Annotated in this window: 14 protein-coding genes; 10 read left to right on the top strand and 4 right to left on the bottom strand. The window is 48.9% G+C overall.

All coding sequences use genetic code 11. From position 1 onward, the window contains the following. Positions 1 to 5: 5 nt before the first annotated feature. From ACU70B_RS09190 to ACU70B_RS09165, 6 genes are all read left to right on the top strand, one after another. Entirely contained in the window at positions 6 to 473 is a 468-nt protein-coding gene (locus tag ACU70B_RS09190; protein WP_447183260.1) for a hydrogenase maturation protease, read from the top strand. Between the two features lie 105 nt (positions 474 to 578). Continuing rightward, the gene (hypF, locus tag ACU70B_RS09185) at positions 579 to 2,849 is read left to right on the top strand and encodes a carbamoyltransferase HypF (RefSeq protein WP_447183259.1); all 2,271 of its coding nucleotides are present in this window, start codon (positions 579 to 581) and stop codon (positions 2,847 to 2,849) included. After that, positions 2,849 to 3,067, top strand: a complete 219-nt coding sequence (locus tag ACU70B_RS09180) for a HypC/HybG/HupF family hydrogenase formation chaperone (RefSeq protein WP_447183258.1) — start codon at positions 2,849 to 2,851, stop codon at positions 3,065 to 3,067. The genes hypF and ACU70B_RS09180 overlap by 1 nt, the downstream gene beginning before the upstream one ends. 2 nt (positions 3,068 to 3,069) lie before the next feature. Next, positions 3,070 to 4,137: a hydrogenase formation protein HypD gene (gene hypD / locus ACU70B_RS09175; RefSeq protein WP_447185743.1), complete on the top strand. Its 1,068-nt coding sequence runs from the start codon at positions 3,070 to 3,072 to the stop codon at positions 4,135 to 4,137. 81 nt (positions 4,138 to 4,218) lie between these two features. Next, a complete protein-coding gene (gene hypE / locus ACU70B_RS09170; RefSeq protein WP_447183257.1) occupies positions 4,219 to 5,229 on the top strand; it encodes a hydrogenase expression/formation protein HypE in 1,011 nt (336 codons plus the stop codon). Positions 5,230 to 5,406: 177 nt separating this feature from the next. After that, positions 5,407 to 5,697, top strand: coding sequence for a hypothetical protein (locus tag ACU70B_RS09165; RefSeq protein WP_447183256.1), 291 nt, complete (start codon positions 5,407 to 5,409; stop codon positions 5,695 to 5,697). 12 nt (positions 5,698 to 5,709) lie between these two features. Here ACU70B_RS09165 and ACU70B_RS09160 read toward each other — a convergent pair whose 3' ends face one another. From ACU70B_RS09160 to ACU70B_RS09150, 3 genes are all read right to left on the bottom strand, one after another. After that, positions 5,710 to 5,892, bottom strand: coding sequence for a hypothetical protein (locus tag ACU70B_RS09160; protein WP_447183255.1), 183 nt, complete (start codon positions 5,890 to 5,892; stop codon positions 5,710 to 5,712). A 2-nt stretch (positions 5,893 to 5,894) separates the two neighbouring features. Beyond that, complete coding sequence (locus tag ACU70B_RS09155; protein WP_447183254.1) at positions 5,895 to 6,080, bottom strand: hypothetical protein; 186 nt, start codon at positions 6,078 to 6,080, stop codon at positions 5,895 to 5,897. A 129-nt stretch (positions 6,081 to 6,209) separates the two neighbouring features. After that, on the bottom strand, positions 6,210 to 7,544 hold the full coding sequence (locus ACU70B_RS09150) for an ISNCY family transposase (protein WP_447183053.1): 1,335 nt from the start codon (positions 7,542 to 7,544) through the stop codon (positions 6,210 to 6,212). A gap of 344 nt (positions 7,545 to 7,888) precedes the next feature. Here ACU70B_RS09150 and ACU70B_RS09145 point away from each other — a divergent pair, with 344 nt between their 5' ends. The 3 genes from ACU70B_RS09145 (at position 7,889) to ACU70B_RS09135 (ending at position 9,738) form a co-directional block, all read left to right on the top strand. After that, a complete protein-coding gene (locus ACU70B_RS09145) occupies positions 7,889 to 8,281 on the top strand; it encodes a hypothetical protein (protein ID WP_447183253.1) in 393 nt (130 codons plus the stop codon). Positions 8,282 to 8,395: 114 nt separating this feature from the next. Next, positions 8,396 to 9,316 (top strand): MBL fold metallo-hydrolase, encoded by a 921-nt coding sequence (locus ACU70B_RS09140; protein ID WP_447183252.1) that lies wholly within the window; start codon positions 8,396 to 8,398, stop codon positions 9,314 to 9,316. Between the two features lie 11 nt (positions 9,317 to 9,327). Further along, a complete protein-coding gene (locus ACU70B_RS09135) occupies positions 9,328 to 9,738 on the top strand; it encodes a hypothetical protein (RefSeq protein ID WP_447183251.1) in 411 nt (136 codons plus the stop codon). A gap of 20 nt (positions 9,739 to 9,758) precedes the next feature. Here the strand turns inward: ACU70B_RS09135 and ACU70B_RS09130 are convergent, their stop codons facing one another. Then, positions 9,759 to 9,965 (bottom strand): hypothetical protein, encoded by a 207-nt coding sequence (locus tag ACU70B_RS09130; protein WP_447183250.1) that lies wholly within the window; start codon positions 9,963 to 9,965, stop codon positions 9,759 to 9,761. Positions 9,966 to 10,173: 208 nt separating this feature from the next. On the opposite strand from ACU70B_RS09130, the gene ACU70B_RS09125 reads away from it, so the two are divergent. After that, positions 10,174 to 11,778, top strand: a complete 1,605-nt coding sequence (locus ACU70B_RS09125; protein ID WP_447183249.1) for a DNA recombination protein RmuC — start codon at positions 10,174 to 10,176, stop codon at positions 11,776 to 11,778. The last annotated feature ends 101 nt before the right edge of the window (positions 11,779 to 11,879 follow it).

Here is an 11,879-nt window from a genome sequence, read left to right as displayed (position 1 = left end):
ATGGTTTGAAAAAAATCATGGTTGTAGGTATAGGTAACCTGATCATGCAGGATGATGGTGCAGGTGTGCATGTGATCAAGTGCTTGAGTGAGATGGATATTCCTGCCGAAGTGGAATTAATTGATGGCGGTACCTACAGCTATGACTTGGTGGATTTTTTTTGCCAAGGAGATATTATTATCGTTATTGATGCCATGCAGGCCGGGGGAGAGCCGGGGACAATTTACCGGGCTCCCCTGGAGCAGCTTGGCCTGCAGTTTGATTCTGCCATGACCTCGGTGCATGATTTGGGGTTTGTGCAGGCAGCACGGCATGTTAATATGCTGGGCCACTATCCCCAAATTCTGGTTTATGGCATTGAACCTGAAAATCTGGGCCTGGGACTTGAACTTTCCCCGGAAATCGCCGGCAAGGTGCCAAAGATGGCAGAGCTTATAAAAGATGACATTGACCGTTTGCTGGAGATGCTTTGATGAACAAGAGGAACAGGGGGATGTTCTTTTTATTTCTTTACCATGTGAGGAAGCAAAGGGAACGTCCCCTTGTTTAGCTCTTGTTCCGTCTAAAAAGGTGAAATAATGCTAGAAGCAGCAGCTGGATACAGAATAAAAATCACCGGTATAGTCCAGGGAGTCGGTTTCAGGCCCCATGTATACCGCCTGGCCATCGAGCATGACCTGAAGGGATGGGTGCTCAACGGCTCCACGGGGATATATATTGAAGTTGAAGGCGGTGAAGACGACCTGCGGGAATTCACTCGCCGCCTGGTGGATGAACCACCGCCCCTGGCTGTGATTCGCAGTTGTTCGATAGAGAACATAAGCTTTCAGGGTTTTGAAAAATTCACCATTCGCAATAGCGCCGAAGAAAATGCTAAAACTACCATGATTTCCCCTGATATCGCTATCTGCGAAGATTGCAAGCGGGAGGTCAAGAATCCAGCAGACCGGCGCTATGGGTATCCCTTTACCAACTGCACCAACTGCGGGCCGCGTTATACCATTATTAAAGACGTACCCTATGACCGGGCCAATACTACCATGGCAGAGTTTCCCATGTGTCCGGAGTGCCGGCAGGAATACGAGAATCCCCTGCACCGGCGTTTCCATGCTCAGCCCAATGCTTGCCCGGTATGCGGCCCTCATGCGACTCTTCTGGATAATAAAGGTCGGGTGCTTGATGTTCCGGCAGTGGAGCTATTAAAAGCCGGCCATATTGTAGCTGTTAAAGGTCTGGGCGGTTTTCATCTGGCAGCTGCCGCCGGGAATAAAGCGGCGGTCAGGAACTTGCGGGCAAGAAAGCGCCGCGATGCCAAACCTTTTGCGGTAATGGCCCGGGAGCTCAAGGCGGCGCGCAAATATGCCCTGATAAGCCCGGCGGAGGAGAGATGGCTGAGTTCCCCCCAGGCCCCTATCGTAATACTTGAAAGCAGGCAGCATCCGGAATTGGATGGTAGCCTGATTCATCCCGGGTTAAAGACCCTGGGAGTTATGCTCCCGTATACCCCGATACATTATCTCCTTTTTGATGATGAGCTTGACCTTTTGATTATGACCAGTGCCAACCTGAGTGACGAGCCGCTTATAACCACCAATGAAGAAGCGCTGAGCAAGCTTGCTAAAATAGCAGATTATTTCCTGATCCATAATCGGGAGATATACAATCCCTGTGATGATTCGGTAATAAAAATAAGCAAAGCCGATACCCCACATTATTTTCGCCGTGCCCGCGGTTTTGTACCATTAGGGATTCCAATCCCGGAACGCTCTCGGTCCGTACTGGCAGTGGGGGGGGAAATGAAAAACACCTTCTGCATGACCCGACCGGGAGAAGCATTTTTGAGCCAGCACTGGGGAGATTTGAACCATTATCTGAACTACAAAAATTTTCTCAATGGCATAGAACGCTTTCAAAAAATGCTGGATGTACGGCCGCAGGTTATCGCCCACGACCTGCACCCCGATTATCAAAGTACCCGTTGGGCCAAGGCGCAGAAGGGGGTAAAAAAGGCAGCGGTTCAGCATCACCATGCCCACATGGCATCGGTTATGGCGGAGAACGCAATTGAAGGAGAGGTACTGGGCTTGATATGCGACGGCACCGGATGGGGCGCCGATGGTGCGGTCTGGGGATGTGAAATACTGCAGGGAGGCTACCGCAGCTTTAAGCGCCGGGGTCACCTGAAATACCTGCCGCTGCCCGGCGGAGATATTACCGCCCAAAAACCCTATCGTATGGCCTTGGTATATATTATTGAGGCCTTGGGCGAGAGCCGAGCCCTGGGGATAGCTGCAAAGTATCTGCCCGATCTTAAAAAGGAGGAAAGCGACTTGCTGCTAAGCCGGCTGGCCGGGGGAAAGGAAATCCTGACTTCGTCCTGCGGAAGGCTTTTTGATGCTGTGGGCGCGGTTCTCAATATATGTGCCGTAAATCGCTATGAAGGACAGGCAGCTATCGAACTGGAGGCATCAGCCGGGCACAAGACAGATGGATACTACGATTATAACATCGAAAAAGAACAGGGAATATGGATTATGAATCCCCTGCCCGTATGGCCGGAACTGTTGGCTGATATAGAGCGGGATCTGCCGGTGGGTGCCGTTGCCTATAGATTTCATCAGACGGTAATCCGGATGTTCCTGGAGGCGCTGATAAGGGTGCGTGATGACACGGGATTGAACCGAGTCGTTTTAAGCGGCGGGGTATTTCATAATGAGATTATCGCAATTGGCCTTATACAATCCTTAGAAGCCAATGGATTTGAAGTTTATTATCACCAGCAAGTGCCGCCGGGTGACGGGGGCATAGCGCTGGGCCAGGCTGTAATAGCAAGCGAGGTGATTGATTGATGTGTCTGGGAGTTCCGGCCCAAATCCTCGAAATATTGGATGGCCATATGGCCAGGGTAGATGTCGACGGCAACCGGGTTGACATTAGTATCCAGCTTATCCCTGATGTTAAAGCCGGGGATTATGTCCTGGTGCACGCCGGCTTTGCCATGGATATTATCGATGCCGATGCCGCCGATGAGACCATGCGATTACTTAAGGAGTTGCAGCCCAGTTGAATGTGAATAATGATAAAAACTATATCGACTCCCTGCTCAGGGATATTCAGTCTGAAACCCGGGACATTGCACTGATGGAAGTCTGCGGGACCCATACCATGGCGATCGCTAAAAGCGGAGTCCGAAATCTGATGCCGGACAACCTGAAGTTGTTATCAGGTCCGGGCTGCCCGGTCTGTGTAACCGCCCAGGGCGATATAGACGCAGTTATAGACCTGGCCGAGAGACCAGGCATTATCCTGGTTACCTTCGGTGATATGATGAGGGTCCCGGGCAACAATAGTTCTTTGCAGGAAGCGCGCAGCCGGGGGGCGGATGTGCGGGTGGCTTATTCGCCTCTGGACGCTCTGGCAACAGCCCGGCAGAATCCGCAGCGAGAGGTAGTTTTCCTGGGCATCGGCTTTGAAACCACGGCTCCGGCAGTAGCGATTACCACTGAGCAGGCCAGGAAGGAAGGGCTCGAAAATTTCTCCGTTTTCTCATTGCACAAGGTGGTTCCTCCTGCCCTGGAGGTTATTTTTTCCGATCCCGACATCAGAGTGGATGGACTGATTTGTCCCGGGCATGTTTCTATTGTAATAGGTTTGGAACCGTATCTTGGCCTGGCGGAAAAATACTACCAGCCCTGTGTGATAACCGGCTTTGAGACCCGGGATATCCTGGAAGGAATAGTGATGCTGCTGCAGCAGATTCGCAAAGGCGAGGCCCGGGCCCAAATTCAGTATAAACGGGTAGTAAGACCGGAGGGGAATCTGGCTGCCCGGGAGACTCTGAAACGGGTGTTCACCACCGCTGGCGCCCGCTGGCGGGGACTGGGATTTATTGAGGACAGCGGCCTGGAATTCAATCATGACTATGAAAAATGGGATGCCCGCCGTAAATTCAGTATACCTGAATATGAGGATATACCGATAAAAGGCTGCGCTTGTGGCCAGGTTCTGACCGGCAGGATAACCCCGCATGACTGCCCTCTCTTCGGCAAGGCCTGTACCCCGATAAATCCGGTAGGTCCCTGTATGGTCTCCCACGAAGGAGCCTGCGCCGCCTATTATCGCTACAGAATAGCTTAAGAGCCCCCTTTTGGATGCGGAAAACGCGGAAAGGGGAGGTTGCCACGTTCGTTTATAATTGTTCAAGGGAGGAAATATTCAATGAAAGCGGAGCGAATCCTAATGGCTCACGGCAGTGGCGGCTTAATGAGCCAGCAGCTGATTGACGAGGTTTTTAAAACCGCCTGGAGGAATGAATATCTGGAGACCATGCTGGATGGTGCCCTGCTTGATTTACCTGCGGGCCGGGTAGCCATGTCAACTGACTCCTTTGTCATTACCCCCATATTTTTTCCCGGGGGAGATATAGGCAAGCTTTCCATCTGCGGTACAGTCAATGACCTGGCAGCCTGCGGGGCTCTACCCCTTTACCTCTCGGTGGCTATGATTATCGAAGAAGGCCTGCCTCTGGCTGATTTGCATCGGATTGCAGAATCCATGGCGCAAACGGCTGTCCAGGCCGGGGTCAAATTGGTAACCGGTGACACCAAGGTAGTGGAAAAGGGGAGTGCCGACGGCATTTTTATAAACACCACCGGCATCGGTCTAATACCTGAAGATATCGATTACCGCCCGCAGCGAATCCGGGAGGGCGATCATATTATAGTAACCGGAACCGTGGGTGACCATGGTCTGAGTATCTTGGCTCAGCGTGAAGGTCTGCGTTTTTCCACCCCGGTAATCAGTGACTGCGCCCCGCTCAATGCCATAGGCCGGAAACTGGCGCCGTATAAGGCTGATATCCGCTGTATGCGGGACCCGACCCGGGGAGGGCTGGCCACGGTCTTGAACGAAATAGCCGCCCAGTCCAACCTCGGCATAATAGTACGGGATAATGACATCCCGGTTTCCCCGGTAGTTCGCGGTGCCTGTGATATGCTGGGGATGGACCCCCTTTACATGGCCAATGAAGGTAAGATGGTGATATTTGCAGCTCCCGAAAAATCTGCTGCCGTGCTTAAAACCTTGCATGGCATTCCCGAATCCCGGGCAGCGGCGATAATAGGTGAACTGAGAGCGCAGCCGGCCGGGCTGGTGCTGATTGAAACCGAGCTGGGAGCCGAACGGATACTGGGTCCCCTGGAAGGAGAACACGTGCCTCGCATCTGCTAACAACAAGCTATAGAAACTTTAATGAAGGTTCCTTCTTTTTATACCAGCTGGGGTTCCCTTGCAAAAACTCCTGCCGTTATTTCAGCAGGAGTTTTTATTCAGCCAAAACCAATAGGGCAGGAATGAGGGCTTAGCTGTCGAAGTTATCCAATAAGCACATAGGTGAGGTGAGTTAACTTGCAGCTTGTAGCAATCGAAAACTTTCGCATGATTGATCGTAACAAAGCAGCGGGAGCAGGCCAATTTCGCGAAGGTCAAACCGATGCTTCGGTGGAGCTTATTTTTTATTTACAAAGCAATTATTGTGTGACCGTCAAGGTTGGCCGTCACGATAAAACCTTTTTTCAGGAGAAATTGGACGATTTCGTCCACGAGAACCGGGTGGAGCTCAAGAAGATGGTGGCGCCCATGATACCACCAGCCCGCGAAGCCGCCCGTAAAGCCTGGATGGAACAATACCGGGAATAGGGTTTAAGTTATTTACTTCAATAGAGCCAATATTATCCCGGCCAGGACACCTGCTCCCAATGAGATTAAAGCAATCTTTTTATCCATCAGGACAGCAGTGATTTTATGGAACTTACCCCGGGTGAAATCCCCCAGGAGCAGATGAATTTTGTTGTTGGCGTCAATAATCATATTGGGCTTTCTGTTGCCCGGCATAGTTAGCACTTCCTTCCACCATTATACTTCTTGATAACAGCGATACTGAGGGAATCAGCCCCCAATATGAGCAGGTAAAGCAACCAGAAGCCAGGAGTGTTGAATATCCCTTTAAATATACCATAAAAGACCATTATCAGCAGGATTATAGTGAGCAAAACGGCCAATAATTTTAACGCTTTAATCAAATGGCAGCCTCCGTTCCATAAAAAAATTATCGCAAAAGTCGCATATAGATTATAACTCCGGCAGGATATAAATAATATAAGCTAAGCCTGAACACCTGTCTGTCAATGGTCAGGGAAAATGTCACCCCTTTACCTAGATAACTCAGCAGCAGAAATGTCATCCCTGCTGCGGCTCTTAGAATAGAAGATTTCACTATATGCGAACCAAGGTGATTTGTTCTTTGGCTTGATTTTGGGCTGAGCCGGCAGGCTATTCAAGGAATTGTCCTGCTGAGGTATTTGTACTATACTTTCCTTGGGCTGAGTTTTGAGCAATTCGGGTTTAATAACGAGGCCTTTGTAAAGGACCTGCATTCCGATATGCTTACTGGTTGCTACAGTAATCGTATCATGAGGGGATGCAGGGACTTTTATATTTTCCACCTTGGCAGGCAGACGGTATTTATGGTTCTCAAAGGAAAAGGAAAGCCCTGAATCGATTTTTCTTGTTACATGCTTGGCAAAAATCAACTGCAATGCAGACATATCTTGCTTAGGCAAATAGGCCTTTTCCGGGCTGGCAGCCTGGACGGCGAATTTACGGTTGTAGTAGGGAATATAATGCTTTAGGAAATCATTAGCCTGTTCGATAGAAGAAATTCCTTTACGCTGCATATCTTTCGCCAAACGGTCCTGTAAAGTCTCCCAGAGCCTTTCAATACCACCTTTAGCCTGAGCAGACCGGGCAATGATTAACAGGATGTTGAGTTCTTTAAGGGCTCTGGCAAAGTTAGTCTGCTTTTCCACTTTGCCGGCCAATTCTTCTTCAAGGGTTAATTCCTTTTTCTTTTTGCTGTTATAAACAAAAACGGTTCTGCCATCAGTGTAGATTTCTCTTGGCAGGTGCCCATTCTGATTCATCTGAAACATCAGTTCACAATAACCTTCAAAGGTTTCTTCCTTTTCGAAATGAAGAGCCAGGATACGACCAGTGGCATCGTCAACCGCACCGTGCAGGTGCAAGTAGGAACCATTGCCAAGCCAATCAAAGCTGGAAGCATCCATCTGAATCATTTCACCCTCGCGCTCCCGGGCATTTCTGGAACGATGTTTCTTGGGTCTGCGCTTGGCCTTTGGAGAGCGAATACCACTGGCCCTAAGATACCTTGAGACAGTGCTTACCGAAACAAAAATATCTTTATCTTCAGCAAGCACATCGGTAGCATGACAAAAATTATATCCGGACAACTCCGTTTGATAAATTCGGCAGATTTTTTCAGCAACTTCAGGATCCAATGCATTAGCCGGTTTCCGTCCTCTATTCTTATGCAAAATACTTATAACCCCATTTGCGGATGCCTCCGCTTTCATCCGCTGTACTTGTCTTACACTGAGGTCTAAAAGCTCTGCAGCCTGCTTATTTGTAAACCGGCCTGCCAACAGTTCTTCGATGATAGTTATTTTTCTTGCTTCTTGTTTGCTCATTTCTAATTTCATCCTCCCATTATATCTTTTCTGGGGGATGACATTTTCCCTGAAGAGTTATACCATGACATTATCACTGATTAACGACATAAGCCTGAACACCTGTCTTGCAGTCAGGGTATCTTTGTGGTACAATTTTACCCTGTTGATGTTGCAGCATCCTGGCAAATTATTTCGGAAACCGCCATGGTTGTTTTTTAGGGCGTAGTTCACATATAATCTAGGTAACAAGAGTACAATTTACTGTATACGTTTGAAGCACATGGCTATGACCTTGCCAGTTAAGCGAAGGCGTACAATTGAATAGTTCCAGGTTGCGGCAAATAGATACGGAGGTGATGCTAATGAAAAAGAAGTGGGGCAAAGGGGATCCGGTAAATCTCTCGGATTTACTGAAAATTACACCAGTAGCCAACGAAATCATACAGCTTAGCGAGGAACTGGAAATAAGTACCACCGACGTAATGTGGATAGTGTCCCAGATAATCGATAACGGTGAAGAAATAAACGCCCATCAACGATCCATAGATGATGAAGATGTACTGGACGACGACTGGGACGATATAGACCTGGAGCATCTTGAAGAGGACATGGATCAGGCCATGTATATGGTGAATGTTAAAATCAATGGGAGCGGCAGGTTCCCGGAAATAGGATTCAAGGCAGGCATCAATGACCGGGATGATATAGCGTACTTCTTTGACATGGTACTGGAAATGCTGGATAAGCTGGATTAGATTAAAAACATTTGCGGCCCGGTTGCAATCCGGGCCTTATTAATATATAGACGCGCTTTTTTTAAGGGGGGAGAGTGTGGGCCGAGATTACTGCCTGCACCCGGGACTATGATCGTGGAGTTAACCAATAACATCAGGGTGATTCGTCCTGAAGCCAAAGCTATGTATCCCTACAGCAATTCCATGTATATCCAAGATGAAACCAGTATGCTGATAGATGCCGGGGCGGGAGCGGCAGCTTACGGCAAGATAGCAGCCGAGAATGTTGAGCTTCTTTTGCTAAGCCATTACCATTTCGATCATACCCATTGTACGGATCTTTTCCCTCAAGCCGGCATAATGGCAGGCCGGGAAGAGGCCGGAGCTTACACTGATCTGGACGATTACATCAGTCGCTCAGGCTTTCTGGAATGGCAGAATTTGATGGGCAATCCGAAATTGGAACGGGAGACATCAAATTTTCCCTATCCCGATGATGTTCCGGTACGTCCTGGATTCAGGCATATCCAGCTGGCGGGGGATTTCATTGACGGCAGCGTATTCACCCTGGGAAAAACCGAGGTGAGGGCCATACATACACCGGGACATACCAGTGGCCACTATGCATTTCTGTGGGAAAAAGAAGGTATACTTTTCACGGCCGATCTGGATTTATCCCCTCGGGGCCCTTGGTACGGCGACGGCATGTCTGATGTGGATGAAATAATTGCATCGGTGGAAAAGATCATGCAAATAGAGCCCGCCGTACTGGTGACATCGCACCGGAGGATTTTTAACAGCAAAGACGATAATATTAAGAAAATGTTTCGTGATTATCTCGATATTATTTTATCCCGGGAGCAGAGTATTCTCGATTACCTTCACCAACCGCGGAGTATAGACGAGATAGCCGAGCAGGATCTGGTCTACGAACCAGGCCGGTTCAATCAGTATTTGATTTTTTGGAACAAAGTTATGGTTGACAGGCACCTGAGGCGCTTAAGCAGACTGGGTCAGGTCAAAGAATTAGAAGCAGGTCGTTATGTGAGAGCATAGGAGGTAGTAAAGTGAACTGGCGCCGGGTTATTTATGTTGCCTTGGTCGTATTTGTGGCCGCAGTACTTTTTCGAAACATTTCCGGAACTAAACCGCAGCCGCCGCCGGAACCGTTATTTGACCAACAGATGATACTGCGTGAGTTTAAACAGTTGGGGCACCAGGCTTATACCGAGGGTGATTACCAGCCTGACTCCATTTATTTTCCCTATGACTATACCGGTGACCGGGGCGACGAATTTTACCTCACCATAAAAAATAAAGAGGGGATAGCAACCCTGAAATATGTGCTAAAGAAGAATTCTTCAGGAGAACTGGAGTATGCACTTAAAAACCGCTGGCAGGATGTAAACCTCCCCCCCGATCGTTTTGAAAGCTATAGGTTTGAAGATAACGACTGGGTTAATACCAATCGGCTGTAAGTATTTTTGCGGGGGAAGTATTAGTTCTCCTCCTGGCGCATCTTTTCGGTTCTGATAGTCAGAAATTCTACCAGGGGGGAATAATGGAGCAGAGCGCTGGTCAGAGCCACCGTACCCAATACTCCGCAAATAGTGGCGGCACCACCCTCAACCATGCCGGTACCGGAAAGAAAATAAAAGCAAAACCACAATATAAACCGGGCTATAACCCCATCGCGCGTTAACATATGATCATCCTTCCTGTTTTTGAGCCGTCCGATAAAAGCTTATCAGGGAAAGCGGCCCCGTTTTTTATGCTTAACACCGGATTTAATGCTTTGCTCTTGTTTAGTATTGGTAGTCCGAAGCTTGCTATGTGTCAGGGATGCCTGTAAAATCAGGTAAGAAATGAAAATTTGTCAAGTTTGGCCTTTAAGAGATAGTGAGGTTTTTTCCATGCAAGTAAATATTATTGGTCTAACATGGCTGGGGCTGGGATTATTACTTGGAGCATCAATATGCTATGGGGCCGTAAAAGCCAGGTGGGAGGTCGGCCGTACCCGGGAGTTAAGTGAACGGATGGCTGAAGAAGCCGTTTTGAGAGAAAGGCTTCAGAGCAGGGAAAGCTATATCATGCAACTAAATGCTCAGCAAGATGAGCTTGGCAGTCGTCTGGGACAGCTGCAGGAGGAATTAAATCAGGAGCAACAGGCCCGAGCGGCAGCAGAAGAGAAGAACCGTCATATTCCCGGACTGGAAGCCGCCGTAGCCAACAGGGAACAGCAGATAGCGCAGCTAATTGATTTGAATACCAAACTGCGCGAAAAACAGAGCGAATTACAGACCAGGATACAGGAAGAGCAGCGGACAGTTGCAGAAAAAGTGGTTTTACTGGACAAAGCCCAGGAAAACCTTCTGGCAGCTTTCAAGGCACTTTCGGCAGAGGCCCTGCAGACTAATAATCAAGCCTTTCTGGAATTGGCCCGGATTTCCCTGGATAAATATCAGGAAGGAGCCCGGAGCGATTTGGAAAAGCGCCAGCAAGCCATTAACCAGTTGATTGAACCCCTGAAGGAATCCCTGAATAGAGTCGACCGGGAAATCAAGGAAATGGAGAATGTGCGCAACCTGGCTTATGCGGGCCTTAGCGAGCAGGTAAAATCCATGGCTCACACCCAGGTACAGCTCCAGTTGGAGACCGCTCAACTGGTAAAAGCCCTGCGTATGCCGAGCGCCAGGGGCAGATGGGGAGAGATTCAGCTTAAACGGGTGGTGGAAATGGCAGGTATGGTGGAACACTGCGACTTTTACCAGCAGCAATCGGTTGATACGGAAGAGGGCAAGCAGCGTCCCGATATGCTGGTCAGGCTGCCCGGCGACCGCTTTATCGTGGTTGACTCCAAAACACCTTTGCTGGCATATCTGGAGGCTATTGAGGCTAATCGTGAGGAAACCCGGCTGCATAGTCTGAAAGAGCATGCCAGACAGGTTCGGGCCCATGTTAATCAATTGGCCGGCAAGAGTTACTGGGAACAGTTCCAACCTGCTCCCGAATTCGTGGTGCTATTTCTGCCCGGGGAGTCATTTTTCAGTGCGGCACTGGAGCAGGACCCGGCCTTGATAGAGTATAGCTCCCAGCAGAAGGTGATTTTGGCTACCCCCACTACCTTAATAGCTCTCTTGCTGGCAGTGGCTTATGGTTGGCGGCAGGAAAGCGTTGCCGAGAATGCTGTGCAGATCAGCGAGCTGGGTAAGACCCTTTATAACCGTCTCAGTTTAATGGCTAATTATTTTAACGACCTGAGAAAAGGGCTGGAACGTTCCATTGAGGCTTATAACCGGGCAGTCGGTTCTATGGAATACCGGGTATTGCCCACCGCCCGAAAATTCAAGGAATTGGGAGCAGCTAATGGAAAAGCCATTCCGGTTCTGGAACCAGTTGATAAAATACCGCGTCATTTACTAAAGCAGGAGGATGATACTGAAGAGGTACAAGTATATAATACGGCAGCCTGCACCTATGATGACGGCAACGGACATGATACCTGCCCCCGGAAATAGTAGCCCGCCCCCGGCTGCTTGCTGCCGCATCTCTGAATAGAATACAGTCCATAAGTATGTGACAATATTTTCAAAATATTATGAAATCAATATGCTATAAT

The sequence above is a fragment of the Syntrophomonas curvata genome (assembly GCF_052976825.1).
The sequence above is the reverse complement of the archived record's forward strand: the minus strand, read 5'-3'. Positions and strand labels throughout refer to the sequence as shown.

Excerpts from the sequence above, each read along its gene's own strand:
- hypF (WP_447183259.1), top strand. The coding sequence starts at position 579 with ATGCTAGAAGCAGCAGCTGGATACAGAATAAAAATCACCGGTATAGTC.
- ACU70B_RS09180 (WP_447183258.1), top strand. The coding sequence starts at position 2,849 with ATGTGTCTGGGAGTTCCGGCCCAAATCCTCGAAATATTGGATGGCCAT.
- hypE (WP_447183257.1), top strand. The coding sequence starts at position 4,219 with ATGAAAGCGGAGCGAATCCTAATGGCTCACGGCAGTGGCGGCTTAATG.
- ACU70B_RS09160 (WP_447183255.1), bottom strand. The coding sequence starts at position 5,892 with ATGCCGGGCAACAGAAAGCCCAATATGATTATTGACGCCAACAACAAA.
- ACU70B_RS09150 (WP_447183053.1), bottom strand. The coding sequence starts at position 7,544 with ATGAGCAAACAAGAAGCAAGAAAAATAACTATCATCGAAGAACTGTTG.
- ACU70B_RS09145 (WP_447183253.1), top strand. The coding sequence starts at position 7,889 with ATGAAAAAGAAGTGGGGCAAAGGGGATCCGGTAAATCTCTCGGATTTA.
- ACU70B_RS09130 (WP_447183250.1), bottom strand. The coding sequence starts at position 9,965 with ATGTTAACGCGCGATGGGGTTATAGCCCGGTTTATATTGTGGTTTTGC.
- ACU70B_RS09125 (WP_447183249.1), top strand. The coding sequence starts at position 10,174 with ATGCAAGTAAATATTATTGGTCTAACATGGCTGGGGCTGGGATTATTA.